Source organism: Actinomycetospora sp. CA-084318 (genome assembly GCF_050955885.1).
In the GTDB taxonomy this organism is placed as follows: Bacteria; Actinomycetota; Actinomycetes; order Mycobacteriales; family Pseudonocardiaceae; genus Actinomycetospora.
The window spans coordinates 1,807,141-1,820,805 of sequence record NZ_CP192098.1 but is presented as its reverse complement, the minus strand read 5'-3'; the positions used below and the strand labels follow the sequence as shown (position 1 = coordinate 1,820,805).

The window sequence follows — 13,665 nt, the reverse complement described above, 5'->3', positions numbered from 1 at the left end:
CTTGTATCGCCGCGCCCCCGGCGGGAGCCGAGGTACGTTCAAGCCATGTCGCGGCTCGAGCGCATCACCACGAGGCCAGAGTTGTGCCACGGCCAGCCCACCATCCGCGGGATGCGCTTCCCGGTCTCCCTCTTGCTGGAGCTGCTGTCCTCCGGCATGAGCATGGAGGAGATCCTCGAGGACTATCCAGACCTCGAGCGCGAGGACATCCTTGCTGCGCTCGAGTTCGGATCCCTCGTGGCCGGACGGGCCAGGACCATTCCTCTCGGCGCCGCGTGAGGTTCCTGGTCGATGCGCAGTTGCCCGCTCGCCTGGCGGGAGCCCTGCGCGATGCCGGTCACGACGCCGTGCGCACGACCGATCTCCCGAACGGCAACCGCACCTCGGACGCGGAGATCGCCGAGGTCGCTGACCGCGAGGACCGAGTCGTGGTCACGAAGGACCGAGATTTCCGGGACTCCCACCTCATCCAGGGACAGCCCGCCCGCCTGCTCGTGATCGCGACCGGCAACATCACGAACCGCGCGCTCCTTGCTCTGATCGACCAGCACCTGAAGTCGATCGTGGTGGCGCTCGACGAGGTCGCCTTCGTCGAACTCACCTCGGCCGCGCTCGTGCTCCACTCCCCCGACAGTTCGTAGAGCACCGCCGCTGGATCGACGGCTCGCGACGAGGCGGGGACCGAAGGCCAGCCACCGACCGATGTCGTCGAGGAACTCGACAGCCGTGTACGTCTCCGTGGCGGCCACGCCGAGCTCGACCAAGGCCGGGCCCGACGCGGGTGTCAGACCGCAGCGGTCCGTCCGATCCTCCTGCCGGGAATCTCGATGGAACCGATCGGACTCCGCGGACCTCTGTACCCATGACGACGTCATGACAGGAGGAGCCGATGGCAACGACGGACGACGAGCTGTTCGTGACGAAGCTCGTGCAGCTCACCGAGGCCGGAGAGGTGGCGCCAGAGGTGGACGGGCCGTCGTCGTCCTGCGGGGCCAGCCCGGCCAACGCGTCCCGGAGTGCCGGCTCCACCTCACGCCCGCGCTGCTCGAGGGGTCTCTCCACGATCTCGCCCCGGACTATGCGCCGGTGTTCCCACTGCTGGCGCCGCTCGAGGCTGCGCTGGTGGCCTTCTGGGTCCACCTCATGGCGGCGGTGGAGGACGCGGGGCCGGGTGCCACCGACGTCGAGTCCATCGCTCCGGACGCTGTGCGCTAGTGCCGACGGAACCGTGCGACCTACCCTCGGGCCATGAGAGCCGTCGTCCCGGAGTCGCTGCTGGCCGAGCGGCGCTCGCGCGGCCTCGACCGCCGCGACGAGGTCTGGGACGGGGTCCTGCACATGGTGCCCCCGCCCGGTGACACGCATCAGGGGTTGTCGACGGAGCTCGTCATGCTGCTCGGTCCCCTGGCCAAGCGTCGGGGTCTCGTCACGCGCGTCGAGACCGGACTGTTCCGCACGGGCGAGGACTACCGCGTGCCCGATCAGCTCTACCGCCGTCCCGACGACGGGTCCTCCCGCGGCGCGGAGGGCGCCGAGCTCGTCGTCGAGATCCTGTCGCCGCAGGACGAGACCCTCGCGAAGCTCCCCTGGTACGACGAGCTGGGCGTGCGGGAGGTGCTCGTCATCGAGCCCGAGACCCGGACCGCGACGCTGTATCGCGCGGGCCGGGTCGTCGAGCCGACGTACTCCGAGGTCCTCGGCGTGGCCTTCGAGACCGTCGAGGGTCGATTGACGCTGATCTGGGACGGTGGCGAGGATGTCGTCTAGGACGAGGCCAGCGACCGCGCGAACCCCGTCACGTCCCGGACCGCCTCGGCGTACACCTCGGGCATCGCGTTCTGGAAGAGCAGCTCCCCGACGTGGCACAGGCCGAGGTTGACCTTGCCGATCGAGGGGACTCCCGCGTCCAGCAGCATGCGGTGGTAGGCGACGCCCTCGTCGCGCAGGGGGTCGACCTCGTTGACCGAGATGACGTGCGGAGGCAACCCGCGCAGGTCGTCGGGCTGAGCGCGGAGCGGCCAGCAGGTGGGGTCGTCGACGTTGCGGTCGTCCGGGTCGTAGACCTCCGCGAGCAGCGGGAACAGCGCGCGGTCCAGCCAGTACTTGTCGTTCTCCCAGAGCGAGTGCAGCTCCGCGGGCGGCTCCTCCCAGCGCCCGAGGATGTACGGGCACTGCGCGTAGACGCCGGCGATCTCGCCGACCCAGCCCTCGCGGTTCGCCTTGATCGCCACCGCGAGCGACAGGTTGGCGCCGCCGGAGTCGCCCGTGACCACGATGTGGGTCCCGCCCAGCTCGGCACGGTTCGCGTACACCCAGCGGACGGCGGCCGCGCAGTCGTCGAGGCCGGTCGGGAACGGGTTGGCGCCGGCGACACCGCCGGCGTTCCGGTAGTCCACCCCGACGACGACCGCGCCCGCCTTCGCGAGCTCGTCGCGCCAGTGCGAGTACAGCGCGCCGGTCGCCGACAGCATCACCATGCCGCCGCCGTGGATCTGGACGATCACCGGGAGCGGGCCGTCGACGCCGTCCGGGCGGTGGACGTGGAGCGCGATCTCGTGCCCGTCGCGCGTCACCGTCCGGACCTCGTGGGACACCCCGTCGACCGGCTTCAGGTCCTGGGCGAGCACGGTGAACAGGCCCTCGAACGCCTCCTCCGCCGCGACGCTGAACCCGAGCATCGTCTCGCGGCCGGCGTCCCGGGTGAGCGGGTTGGCCGGCGGGTGGTCCAGCGCCCCGAGCGCGCCGAAGACGGCGACCATCCGAGGGTCGGAGCGGGGGTCGGTGCCGAGCGTGAGCGCCTGATCGCCGAGTCGGCCCGGGGGAACGTGCGGGGTGTCCGTGGACATCGACCTCTCCTCGTCGAGCGGAACAGCATCCGCGCAGAGCGTGGCTCAGCTCACAGGCGACGGTCAACGCCGCCGGACCCGACCCGTCGTCGGGAAGGACCCCGTCGGAGACTGGCGCCCGTGGCCCTCACCTTCGCCGAATACCTGGAGACCCTCGACGACGAGGCGCTGGCCGCGCTCCTGATCCGCCGGCGGGACGTCTGCGCCGAGCCCGTCCCCCGGGATCTCGCGCATCTGGCCGACCGGCTGTGCACCGCGGACTCCCTGTTCGACGCCCTCGCGGAGCTCGACCAGGACGCCGTCGAGGTGGGGCGGGCCGCCGCCGCGCTGGGCCCGCAGTCCGCTCCCGAGACGATCGCCGCGCTGCTCGATGCCGACGACGCAGTCGTCGAAGCGGTCGTCGACCGGCTCGTCGCGCTCGGCCTGGCCTACCCCGACGGCGCGTACCTCCGTCTCCCCGAGCGCGTCGACCGGCATTTCCACGCCGACCTCGGCGGCGGCGCGCCGATCACGGTTCTCGTCCGCTCGATGGTCGTCGAAGACCTGCGGGTGCTCGCGGACGCCCACGGAGTCTCGACGGCCGGGCTGCGCAAGCCCGAGCTGGTGGAGGCCGTCGTCGAGGCGCTGCACGACGTCCTCGGCGTCGCCGGCCGCGTCCGCGCCCTCGACCGCCCGCTCCTGCACCGGCTCGCCGGCATCCTCGGTCCCGGCGACGGTTACGCCTACCGTCTGGAGGCCGCTGAGGAGGGTCTCGTCGACCGCGGGATGCTCGTGCTCCACAACCGCGCGCTCGAAGTGCCGCACGAGGTGGCGATCGCCGTCTGGCTGCTCGTCGCGAAGGTCACCGGGCCTCCGACCCTCCCGACCGCCGTCGCCGGGGACACCACGGGCGCGGCTCAGGAGTTCCTCCGCCACGTCGGCGCCGTCCTCGACCACCTCCGCGCGTCGCCGGTGCCGCAGATCAAGGCGGGCGGGGTCGGGAAGCGCGAGCGGACACGCCTGGTCAAGGCCCTCGATCTTCCCGACGACGCCCAGCTCGCCCTGGCGCTCGACCTCGCCTTCGCGCTCGGCCTCGTCGCGCCCGGCGCGGGCGGACTCACCACGACCGACCGCTACCCGGAGTGGCGCGCGGAGCCGGCCGCCCGTCGGTGGTCGAGCCTCGCCACGGCCTGGATCGACCTCCCCCACTGCCCGACCCACCGCGTCGACCCCGACAGCACCGAGTCCGCTCCCCCACTGCCGCCGATCGTCGACTCGAGCTCGATCCGCCGAGCGCTGCTCCGCGTCGGGCGCGACGGTCGGTCGCTGCGGGCCGCGTGCGACGAGATCGCCTGGTACGCACCCATGCGTGGTCCCGAGGACTGGCGCGCGGCGATCGCACACGCCGTGGTGGACGAGACGCGCCGGCTCGGGATGGGCGACGGGGACGCGCTCGGGCCGCTCGACCCGTCGTCGGGACGGGTCGAGGAGCTGCTGGGCGACGTCGCCTGCCAGATGGTGCTCCAGTCCGACCTGACCGCCGTCGTCTCCGGCGTTCCCGACGACGAGGGGCAGCGGTTGCTGACCGATGCCGCCGACGTGGAGGCGCGGGGCGCCGCGACCGTGCACCGATTCTCCACCCGCAGCGTGCGCCGGGCCCTCGACGCGGGCTGGACCGCGGACACCCTGCTCGCCGGGCTCCGGCACCTCGCCGGCGACATCCCCCAGCCGCTGGACTATCTGGTCCACGACGCCGCACGGGTGCACGGCTCGATCCGCGTGCACGAGGTGCGCACCTGCGTGGTCGCCGACGAGTCCCTGGCGCTCGAGCTCGCGGCGGCCCGGTCGTTGCGCAAGCTCGGCTGGCGACGGATCACGTCGACGGTGCTCGGCTCGTCGGAGCCGCCCGCGGTCGTGCTGCGGCTGCTCCGCGACGCCGGGTACAGCCCGGTGCTCGACGACGGGTCGGGTGCGGTCGCGGTGGAACGTGCACAGGTCGAGACGGCGGAGCCGCTGGAGGACATCACGACGACGTCCGTGCCGGCGGCCGAGTTCCTGCGGCGGTTGCGGTCGTCGGACGCGCGGGTGAACCCGACGGCGCAGCGGCTGGCGCACGCGTCCGGCGGTCGGCTCTCGTCGGACGAACTCGACCAGCTCGCGTACGCGCTCGACCACACGTCCCCGGTGCGGATCACGTACCGGGTCAGCAGCGGGTCGGTGGGCAACCGGGTGATCACGCCGCAGGTGTTCCAGCACCGGTGGCTTCGCTCGTGGTGCCACCAGGCGGGCGACGTCCGCGACTTCACGGTCACGTCGATCCTGGGTGTCGGACCGGCGTAGGTGGCTTCGCCTCGTGAGTAGTAATCCGTGTCCTGGCACGGCTTACTACTCACAGGGCGGAGCCACCTACGGTGCTGTCATGAGCACATCGTCATCTGTCCCGGACCGACCGGGATCCCTCGCGAGAGGAGCCTCGCCCGCGGCCATCCGGGCGGCGCTGTTGCCGGAGGACAAGCCGGTCTTCGACGCGGCGTACGAGAGCGCCCTCGAGCAGGCCCGTCACGACGACGACCTCGAACCACTGCACGACCTGCTCGAGAACTGGCGGCGGCAGGCCATCGCCCAGTCCGACCCGGAGGCCTTCCGGCGCACGGTCCGCCGGGCGGCGGCGTTCTTCACCGGCCAGCCGATTCCCACCGATGAGCCCTTCGCGGTCACGCGGGCCAAGGCCGGGATGTAGCCGGAGAGCGTGTCCGTCAGACACGGCTCCAATCGTTCGGACCTGACCTTCCTGACGACGGGTCGAGAGCGTCAGCCCGTCAGGAACTCGATGATCACCTCGGCGAGCTCGGGCGCGACCATCGCCGCGAGGTGGTCGCCAGGCACGGTGCGGAAGCGACCGTCGCCGAGCGCCGCGGCCAAGTCGGGAGCCGTGAGTCGGGCCCGGTCCTGGTCGCCCGTGAGGACCAGGGTCGGAACGGGGATCGCGGCCAGGACGGCGTCCGGACTAGCCACGTAGGTGTCCAGGAGATGCAGCAGAGCGACCGCGCCACATCTCTGGTCCACGATCCATTGCGCCGACGGGTCCAGCGGCTCGCCCCGGACGATCCCGGACAGCAGGCTGCGGAACGACGCGCTGTTCGGCCCCTCCGCGGCAGCGCTCGCACGTCCCTGACCGGCGATCACCGCGCGCCGCGGCCGTGCCCCGCGAGCGAGCATGCGGAGCACCACCCGTCCGCCGAGCGAGTAGCCGACGAGTTCGTAGTCGTCGAGCCCCAATGCCTCGACGAGCTCGAGCCCGTCGTCGGCGAGGACGTCCGGCGGCCACGCGGACGGGTCGCGCGGGGCGTCGCTGTCCCCGTGTCCGCGCAGGTCGGGTAGGACCACGCGGAAGCCGGCCGCCGCGAGCGCCCGCGCCGGGCCCTCGTCGACGAGCTGCGACGCGCTGCCGGTGAAGCCGTGGACGAAGACCAGCGGCCGCCCCACGCCCAGCTCGAGGTAGGCGATCGCGGTCCCGTCGTGGGCTCGGACGAACACGCCAACAGAGAATTCCCGACGACGGGTTGGAACCGCCAGACCTGTCGTCAGGAACGCGCTGCCACGACCGCCGCGGCGATCGGCTCCAGCAGAGCGATCAGCTCGTCCAGCTCTGCAATTGTCAGTGCCTCGTACGGCGCCTCGGCGAGCTCGTCGGTCAGTGTCTCGATCCCGTCCTTGAGGTGCTGACCCGCGTCGCTCAACCGGCCCTCGTCGTCGAGAACGCCCCGCGCCCGCAGGCCGTCCATCACGGCCGCGAGGCGCGCCTTCGGCAGGTGGTGGATGCGCCCGAACGACTCCGCCGGGTAGATGCCCATGTCCAGCGCCGACAGGACGTGCGCCTCGGTCCCGCCGATCCGTGCGCCGACGAGCGCGGCGACGTGCCCGTCGCCGCGGTGCTCGCGCAGGATCGTCGCGGCGTGCCACAGCCGGGCTAGCGGCTCGGACGGCACCTCGTGCGTGCGCATCCCGGCGTACATCACCCGGCCCGCGACGGGCGCGCCGAACGCGGCCTTGAGAGTTAGGTCGGCGGCGCGGGCCACCTTCGGGGAGTCGGCCTGCGCGCCCAGGATCCGGCGCAGCGACGCGACGCTCCCCCGCCGCTGCGCCGCGAACGACGCCTCCGGCGACGCGGTGTCCCACGCGCTCGGGATGTGCCGCGCGACCTCACCGGGCGCGAAGCTGTAGAACGCCGCGTCGACCACCTCGGCCGGCACGCGGCCCAGCCCGGCGGCTCGCGCGGCGAAATAGCCGTCCCAGTAGGTGCGGTGGCCGAGCGCGGCGTATTCCTCGTTGACCTCGTCCTCCAGGTACGTGACGAGGCAGATCGGCTCGAGCAGGTCGAACATCCGGCGGGCGACGGTCATGATCAGGGCCTCTCGGTGCGGCGGACTCATCCCGACGTCGAACGGGCAGAGCCTCCTTCGACACGTCCGGCAGGCCGTTCCTCGGCCACCACGCCGGCGAGGAACGACCGCACCAGCGGTCCCGCCCGGCGCGGGTCCCAGGCGACGATGAGCTCGGCGGGCGGATGGTCGCGCAGCGGGACCGTGACGAGGCCGGCGGGGACGTCGTGGCCCGCCGGGACGAGCCCGACGCTGCCGTTCCAGAGCACCGCCTGCAGGCACTCGTGGGCCGTGTGCACCACCGGCCCGCCGCGCCCGCCGCCCCAGAAGGCGCTCCACACGGGGTCGGCTCCAGGTGGCATCCGGAACCACGGGCGGTCGGCCAGATCCTCGGACGTCACGGCGGATCGCCCGGCGAGCGGGTCGTCCGCGCGCAGCACGACCTCGACGGGATCGGTGCGCAGGACCTGCACCGCCAGACCCGTCGTGTCGAACGGTGCCAGCGTGACGGCGAGGTCGACGAGTCCGGCGCGCAGTCCACAGGTGGGGTCGCTGAAGTCGGATTCGCGGACGTCGACGCGGACATCCGGGTGCCGGCTCCGGAAGGCCGACACCAGCGCCGGACCGGCGTGTTCCACCGCGCCCGCGAGGCTGCCGAGCGTGATCACCGCGTCCCCGCCCACGGCGGCGACCCGGACCCGTAGGTGATCGGCCCGCTCGAGCAGGAGCCGTGCCTCGTCGAGCAGGAGGGCACCCGCCGGGGTCGTCGCCACGCCGCCGGACGACCGCTCGAGCAGCGTCGCCCCGAGGTCCCGCTCCAGGACGCGGATCGCCCGGCTCAGCGACGGCTGCGCAATGAACAACCGGGCCGCAGCCCGCCCGAAATGCCGTTCCTCGGCCACCGCGACGAAGTAGCGCAGCAGCCGCAGGTCCACGAGCAGCAAAGATAGCCGCCCGCTATCGCCCATCCGATCCCGGTCTTGGACCGCCGGGGACGACCGCGCCGAGCATGGCCGGCATGGCTGAGGTGAGCGTCGTCGGTCCGGACGACGCAGAACGGTTGCAGATCGGGTCCGCCGTGACGACGCGAATCCTCGAGGACGGCACGACGACGGGCCATCGCCTGGGGGTCGCCGAGGGGACGATCGCCCCGCACACCGCCGGCCCGCCGCAACACCGCCACGCCCTGCACGACGAGGGCTTCTACGTCATCTCCGGGCTGCTGCGCTTCACCGTCGGCGACCGGGAGTACGACGCCGCGCCCGGCACGCTGGTCACGGTGCCGCCCGGGGTGCCGCACACCTTCGCCAACCCCGGCGACGAGCCGGCCCGGGCGCTGACCACCTTCACCCCGGCCTCCTACACCGCCTACTTCCGCGAGCTCGCCGCGACTCGGCCTGACGAGATCGAGGACCTGATGGCGCGCTACGCCACCGTGATCACCGAGGAGTACGCGCCGTGAGGATCGCGTTCTGGGTGATCGCGGTGCTGCTGGCCGTGTTCTATCTGTACGCGGGCGGCCTCAAGCTGGTGCGCACCCGCGGGCAGCTGGCGCCGACGATGGCCTGGGTCGACGTCGTCCCGATGCCGGCGGTGCGCGCCCTCGGGGTGGTCGAGGTCCTGGGCGCCCTGGGGCTCCTCCTCCCCGCCCTGACTGGCATCGCCCCCGCCCTCACCGTCGCCGCGGCCGTCGGGCTCGTCGTCCTGCAGGTCCTTGCCACGGCGCTCCACCTGTCGCGGCACGAGGTCCGCGACCTGTGGCTGAACGGGTTGCTGCTGGTCCTCGCCGGGCTTGCAGCGGTCCTCGCCGGCTCGTCCTGATCGCCTCCACGCCGTTGGCTGACCGAACCCTTCATGACGTCGGCGCCATCCCAGGCGCGTCGGTACGGGGCCCGAGGACCGGCTGGCCGCCCCTGCGACCCCGGAACCCGGCCTCCCAGGGCCATCGACCGCGGTCGTCTCGCCAGACCAGCTGGTAGGCCCGGAACGGTCGCGGCGCGAACAGCGCCCGCGCGGTTTCCAGATGGGCATCGGGATGCGGTAGTTCGACGATCTCCAGCGCAAGACCGTCGCGCAGGGTGAACCGCTGCCCCGGCTCGCACATGGGTACGTCATGGTCGACGTAGTGATGCGCGAGATCCTCGAGAAGCGCGCCGACGCGGGCTGTAGCCATACCGGTGACGACGAGTTCGGGCAGGTCCACCAGGGCCAGCCCGACCGTGTAGCACCACGGCGGGTGGAAGCGGTCCCCACGCACGTGCTGGACGGCGAATCCCGCATCGCGGACGACGTCCCCCATGCGCTCCAGGTAGTCGGCTCGGGTCATCGTCGGGTCACTGCACATCCAGCACATCGCCGGCCTCCAACATCACGAGTCGGGTGGCCCGGGGGAATCTCACCCCCGGGCTCCCACAGATCCCGGCGTGACAATCTCTTGTCACCGGGCTCTTGCCATCTTGTTCATCGGGCCGGAGGAACGCTGGCGACCCATTTCCAGTGCGCGAACAGGCGGGGATACCTTCCGATGATCCCCAGCCAGCACCGGACGGCCGCCTTCTGCGCTCGCAGTCGTTTGTATTTCTTGCGGATCCATCGCACCAGGTAGGCGTTGATGCGGGCGAACAGGCCATACAGCGCGGAGCGGTAGAACGCCCCGTAGTACTGCATCCATCCTCGCACCATCGGATTCACCCAGTGCGCGAGTTCGGAGAAACTCAGGCGTATGTGCCGGTGCAGTCGCCAGGACCGCACCTGCGCACTGATCCGTGTGAGGGCAGCCTTGCTGATCGCGGGAAGGAACCCAGAGAAGGTCCGCCCGCCGCGACCTTTGGCTTCGCGTTGACGGAAGGTGAACCCCAGGAACGTGAACGACGTATGCTCCGCGGAGCGACGCCGGTTCCCGTCCTGGCAGTAAACGATCCGTGTCTTGTCGGGATGCAGACGCAACCCGACCTGTTCCATGCGCTCGCCGATCGCCGCGACCATTGTCTCGGCTTGCTCGCGGCTCGTGCAGTGCACGACCGCGTCATCGACGTAGCGCTCGAAGGAGATACCGGGAAAGGCCCGGTCCATCCACGTGTCGAACGCGTAGTGCAGGAACATGTTCGCGAGCACCGGTGACACCGGCGACCCTTGCGGCGTTCCACGGTCGCGAGCGACGAGGTCACCGTCACGAGTCTGAATGGGTGCTTGCAGCCAACGCGTGACATACAGGACGACCCATCGCTGGTCGGTGTGCGCCTCGACCGCCTTGATGACGAGGTCCCACGGGACGCTGTCGAAGAACTTCTGGATGTCCAGATCGATCACCCAGTCGGTCTTCCAGCAGCGCTTCCTGCAGGTCTCGACCGCATCGAGGGCCGAGCGGCGCGGGCGGTAGCCGTAGGAGTCCGGGTGGAAGATCGGTTCGACCGACTTCTCCAGCCTCCGTGCCACCACAGTTTGCGCCACCCGGTCCGCCACGGTCGGAATACCCAGGACCCGTGTCCCGTCGCCGTGAGCTTTCGGGATTTCCACCGCCAGCACCGGCGAAGGTAGATAGCTACCCGAGGACATCCGATTCCAGATCTTGTAGAGGTTTCCCCGCAGATCCTTCTCGAACTCCTCGACCGAGCAGCCATCCACCCCCGCTGCACCCTTATTGGATCGCACCTGCTCCCAGGCCTGTTGCACCTCCCACTTCGAAATGACGAACGACTTGCCCGAGGACTTCAGTTCGCTCACTGCGATTCCTCCCGGCTAGATTCCGGTTGATCGAACGAACAAACCACAGATGGCCCGACCCCTTCGCTCCACTCCCACCGCGTCAAGCAGGAGATTCACAGCTACTACGAGTCGGTCCGCCGGCGCCCACCGCATCGGTACTCAGTCCCTCCCGGTTTCAGTCGGTCGGGATTCTCCCTCTCGCCACCGCAGAGATGGCAGTATCGGTGCACGCCTTCCCACGTTCCCCACCGGAGCAGCAGACCGGGCTCACGCCGCCTACATGCCGGGCACCGACTGGCCAATAAACGGGCTCCCGCCAGCCTCATCCCAGGATTGTTCGAACGTCCCGGTTCTGATGCCATCCACACTAATTACGACACTTCACAGGCTACGACGCAGCGTCTTCCCGATCCCCACCTGACACCTCACACGGTGCCTTTTCCCACATCGCTCACCACGACAGTCTTCAGCTAACGCAGCAGTGGGCGGTTTGGAGCCTCCCCCGTAGGTCGACTCCGAAGGGCCACAACCTTCATCTCCGATGGAGCAACACAAGAAACAGGACTCCGCCTACATCAGAGCCTCCTTCTTGTGCGCGTGGCACACTCGAACATGTGTTCGCATCGTGCACCCGACCCCTGACAACCAACGCTCGCAGGTGTTGCCACCTCCGCTTCGGGATCGACGTCAAGCGAAGATTCTTGGAACCGATCGGCCTCCGAGCCACTCCAAGCCCCTGAGGAACGACATCCCGGAGGCCTGCATGAATCTCCGAGTCATCGTTGTCCTATTCGCAACACTCGCTGCCCTTCTCGCACCTGGGTCGGCAGCCGCGTCGACCTTCGACACAGCGCGCGGCGTCCTACCTCAGTGCACGGACATCAGTTTCAAGGGCGGCACGGGGCAGATCAACATCAGGACGAGCGCCACCAGGTACGTCGCGTGGAACATCGCGATGTACAGCTCCGCGCTGAACGACGGACCGTGGGTCGTCGACGTGTGGGTCAACAACCGTAGGGTCGACCACAAGGAGCAGGGCTACCAACCGCACGGGAGCATCAGCCCGCGAGATCTTCCGGCGAACTCCTTCGTCTCCATCGAGGCGTGGCACACGGATCGCTCCGGAGAGGAGCACTACTTTGTCCCGAACCAGTGTCACGTCCCGTGATCTGGCCGCCTTCCTGAGCGCCCAGCTCGCACCCGAGCTCGCCGGCACCGGGTTCCACCTGTCGGCCGACGGGTCCGACGTGGTGCTCCGTGCCTCCGACGGCGACACGACCAGGAGCGGCGCGGCCGCCATCCTTGATGACGCCGACGGGCGGACCTTCTCGGAGCGAGTGGCGACAGCCGCACGAGCGGTGCTGAGCCACCTCCAGGACGTGGTCTCGACCGCCACGGGTCGGCCGTGGCCCGGCAGCGGTTCCGAGTTGTCGCTGCCCGACGCGCACGTCGAGGACGGCTCCCTCGTGGCGTGGTTCGGAGACGCCGATCGGCCGGTGTGGTCGTCGGCGCCCTTCCCGACCGAGCGCTGAGACACGAGCACGCCTGCGCATCCGAGTCATGGCGACTCGGATGCGCAGGAGCACTTCGCCACGGCAACCGGCACCGACCGTCGTCGGGAACGCAGATCACGCCGCCAGGCGGAACGTCTCCGCGAAGCGACCCAGCAACGCACCGGGGCCGTGGAGGACCTCGACGACACCGTCGGCGATCGCCCGGTCCGGGGCGAGCTCACCGGTGATGAGGCGACGGATCCCCGGGCCGGCCGCGAAGGAGAGATCAGCCGGTCCGTCGCCGCGCGCCACCTCCAACGACGACCCGTCGACCCGGATCAGCAGCTCGGCCGCCCCCAGGTGCGCGGAGTACGCGGTCGCCGGGAACGACGCCGCCACCTGCGCCCGGAAGGCCGACCGCAGCGCCACCGTGAGGGCGTCCGGGGTGATGACCTGCTCCGCCCGCGGCTCCCCCAACGCCTTGAACCCCCACGCCGAGAGGGCCAGCACGATCGGCTCGAGCTCGCGGCCGTACGGCGTCAGCTCATAGATGATGATCCGCGAACGCGGCACCCGGCGGATGATCCCGGCCGCCTGCAGTTCCTTGAGCCGGGCCGCGAGGATGTTGGTCGGGATGCGCGGCAGGCCGGCGGCGAGCTCGCCGTTGCGACGAGGGCCGACGAGGAGGTCCCGCACGATCAGCAGCGCCCAGCGCTCCCCGACGAGCTCGATCGCCCGGGTGACCCCGTCGTACTGCCCGTACTCGCGTGGCGCCATCAGCCCTGCTGGTCGGCGACGGCCGGCGGCCCCTGCTCGGCGGCCTTCGGGTCCATCCAGCCGAACTCGAGGACGTTGCCGTCGGGGTCGGTGAGCTGGCGCTGGTACATGAAGCCGTAGTCCGACGCCGGACGGTCCTCGCGCCCGCCGAGCCCCAGGCCGGCCGCGACGGTGGCGTCGACCGCCTCCCGGCTGTCGAGGAACAGGCCGATGGTGGTCAGCACGTCCTTCGAGGGGTCGCCGATGGGGCGGTCGGTGAAGGTCTGGAAGAAGTCGCGGAGCAGCAGCATGAAGAAGTTGTGGTCCTCCTCCACGACGACGCACGCGGCGTTGTGGTCGGTGAACGCCGGGTTGATCCGGAACCCGAGCGCCTCGTAGAAGGCCTTCGAGCGGTCGAGGTCGGTCACGGGCAGGTTGACGAACATCGAGGTCATCGGGGGCTCCCTGGCATCGCCGGTGTGCTGACAGGGAGAAGACTTGCAA

At 70.5% G+C, this 13,665-nt stretch carries 18 protein-coding genes; 10 read left to right on the top strand and 8 right to left on the bottom strand.

Going from position 1 to position 13,665, the window contains the following annotated elements:
- Nucleotides 1-45: 45 nt before the first annotated feature.
- The 4 genes from ACQPYX_RS08950 (at nucleotide 46) to ACQPYX_RS08935 (ending at nucleotide 1,767) form a co-directional block, all read left to right on the top strand.
- On the top strand, nucleotides 46-279 hold the full coding sequence (locus ACQPYX_RS08950) for a DUF433 domain-containing protein (protein ID WP_433802545.1): 234 nt from the start codon (nucleotides 46-48) through the stop codon (nucleotides 277-279).
- Nucleotides 276-641 carry a DUF5615 family PIN-like protein gene (locus ACQPYX_RS08945; protein WP_433802544.1) on the top strand — a complete coding sequence of 122 codons (366 nt, stop codon included), beginning with the start codon at nucleotides 276-278 and terminating at the stop codon, nucleotides 639-641. The genes ACQPYX_RS08950 and ACQPYX_RS08945 overlap by 4 nt, the downstream gene beginning before the upstream one ends.
- A gap of 445 nt (nucleotides 642-1,086) precedes the next feature.
- The gene (locus ACQPYX_RS08940; RefSeq protein WP_433802543.1) at nucleotides 1,087-1,215 is read left to right on the top strand and encodes a hypothetical protein; all 129 of its coding nucleotides are present in this window, start codon (nucleotides 1,087-1,089) and stop codon (nucleotides 1,213-1,215) included.
- 33 nt (nucleotides 1,216-1,248) lie between these two features.
- Entirely contained in the window at nucleotides 1,249-1,767 is a 519-nt protein-coding gene (locus ACQPYX_RS08935) for a Uma2 family endonuclease (RefSeq protein ID WP_433802542.1), read from the top strand.
- Here the strand turns inward: ACQPYX_RS08935 and ACQPYX_RS08930 are convergent.
- Nucleotides 1,764-2,846 carry an alpha/beta fold hydrolase gene (locus ACQPYX_RS08930; RefSeq protein WP_433802541.1) on the bottom strand — a complete coding sequence of 361 codons (1,083 nt, stop codon included), beginning with the start codon at nucleotides 2,844-2,846 and terminating at the stop codon, nucleotides 1,764-1,766. The genes ACQPYX_RS08935 and ACQPYX_RS08930 overlap by 4 nt on opposite strands.
- Before the next feature lie 120 nt (nucleotides 2,847-2,966).
- On the opposite strand from ACQPYX_RS08930, the gene ACQPYX_RS08925 reads away from it, so the two are divergent.
- Together ACQPYX_RS08925 and ACQPYX_RS08920 are read left to right on the top strand one after the other, a co-directional pair.
- Nucleotides 2,967-5,165: a helicase-associated domain-containing protein gene (locus tag ACQPYX_RS08925; protein WP_433802540.1), complete on the top strand. Its 2,199-nt coding sequence runs from the start codon at nucleotides 2,967-2,969 to the stop codon at nucleotides 5,163-5,165.
- Nucleotides 5,166-5,244: 79 nt separating this feature from the next.
- Nucleotides 5,245-5,565: a DUF6247 family protein gene (locus ACQPYX_RS08920; RefSeq protein ID WP_433802539.1), complete on the top strand. Its 321-nt coding sequence runs from the start codon at nucleotides 5,245-5,247 to the stop codon at nucleotides 5,563-5,565.
- Nucleotides 5,566-5,636: 71 nt separating this feature from the next.
- Here the strand turns inward: ACQPYX_RS08920 and ACQPYX_RS08915 are convergent, their stop codons facing one another.
- The 3 genes from ACQPYX_RS08915 to ACQPYX_RS08905 are packed head-to-tail and all read right to left on the bottom strand — an operon-like array spanning nucleotide 5,637 to nucleotide 8,142.
- Complete coding sequence (locus tag ACQPYX_RS08915) at nucleotides 5,637-6,362, bottom strand: alpha/beta fold hydrolase (protein ID WP_433802538.1); 726 nt, start codon at nucleotides 6,360-6,362, stop codon at nucleotides 5,637-5,639.
- A gap of 47 nt (nucleotides 6,363-6,409) precedes the next feature.
- Complete coding sequence (locus tag ACQPYX_RS08910) at nucleotides 6,410-7,228, bottom strand: SCO6745 family protein (protein ID WP_433802537.1); 819 nt, start codon at nucleotides 7,226-7,228, stop codon at nucleotides 6,410-6,412.
- Nucleotides 7,229-7,254: 26 nt separating this feature from the next.
- Nucleotides 7,255-8,142 carry a LysR family transcriptional regulator gene (locus ACQPYX_RS08905; protein WP_433803696.1) on the bottom strand — a complete coding sequence of 296 codons (888 nt, stop codon included), beginning with the start codon at nucleotides 8,140-8,142 and terminating at the stop codon, nucleotides 7,255-7,257.
- A gap of 83 nt (nucleotides 8,143-8,225) precedes the next feature.
- On the opposite strand from ACQPYX_RS08905, the gene ACQPYX_RS08900 reads away from it, so the two are divergent.
- Nucleotides 8,226-8,669 carry a cupin domain-containing protein gene (locus tag ACQPYX_RS08900; RefSeq protein ID WP_433802536.1) on the top strand — a complete coding sequence of 148 codons (444 nt, stop codon included), beginning with the start codon at nucleotides 8,226-8,228 and terminating at the stop codon, nucleotides 8,667-8,669.
- Nucleotides 8,666-9,028, top strand: coding sequence for a DoxX family protein (locus tag ACQPYX_RS08895; protein WP_433802535.1), 363 nt, complete (start codon nucleotides 8,666-8,668; stop codon nucleotides 9,026-9,028). The genes ACQPYX_RS08900 and ACQPYX_RS08895 overlap by 4 nt, the downstream gene beginning before the upstream one ends.
- Before the next feature lie 31 nt (nucleotides 9,029-9,059).
- Here ACQPYX_RS08895 and ACQPYX_RS08890 read toward each other — a convergent pair whose 3' ends face one another.
- Together ACQPYX_RS08890 and ltrA are read right to left on the bottom strand one after the other, a co-directional pair.
- On the bottom strand, nucleotides 9,060-9,533 hold the full coding sequence (locus tag ACQPYX_RS08890) for a DUF4262 domain-containing protein (RefSeq protein WP_433802534.1): 474 nt from the start codon (nucleotides 9,531-9,533) through the stop codon (nucleotides 9,060-9,062).
- Nucleotides 9,534-9,667: 134 nt separating this feature from the next.
- Entirely contained in the window at nucleotides 9,668-10,930 is a 1,263-nt protein-coding gene (gene ltrA / locus ACQPYX_RS08885; RefSeq protein ID WP_433798656.1) for a group II intron reverse transcriptase/maturase, read from the bottom strand.
- Nucleotides 10,931-11,675: 745 nt separating this feature from the next.
- Between ltrA and ACQPYX_RS08880 the strand changes: the two genes are divergently transcribed.
- Both ACQPYX_RS08880 and ACQPYX_RS08875 read left to right on the top strand, forming a co-directional pair.
- Entirely contained in the window at nucleotides 11,676-12,080 is a 405-nt protein-coding gene (locus ACQPYX_RS08880; protein ID WP_433802533.1) for a hypothetical protein, read from the top strand.
- Nucleotides 12,052-12,444, top strand: a complete 393-nt coding sequence (locus ACQPYX_RS08875; RefSeq protein ID WP_433802532.1) for a hypothetical protein — start codon at nucleotides 12,052-12,054, stop codon at nucleotides 12,442-12,444. Before ACQPYX_RS08880 ends, ACQPYX_RS08875 begins: the two co-directional genes overlap by 29 nt.
- Nucleotides 12,445-12,540: 96 nt before the next feature.
- On the opposite strand, the gene ACQPYX_RS08870 is transcribed toward ACQPYX_RS08875, so the two are convergent.
- Nucleotides 12,541-13,182, bottom strand: a complete 642-nt coding sequence (locus tag ACQPYX_RS08870) for a winged helix-turn-helix transcriptional regulator (RefSeq protein ID WP_433802531.1) — start codon at nucleotides 13,180-13,182, stop codon at nucleotides 12,541-12,543.
- A complete protein-coding gene (locus ACQPYX_RS08865; protein ID WP_433802530.1) occupies nucleotides 13,182-13,616 on the bottom strand; it encodes a VOC family protein in 435 nt (144 codons plus the stop codon). Before ACQPYX_RS08865 ends, ACQPYX_RS08870 begins: the two co-directional genes overlap by 1 nt.
- Between the last annotated feature and the right edge of the window lie 49 nt (nucleotides 13,617-13,665).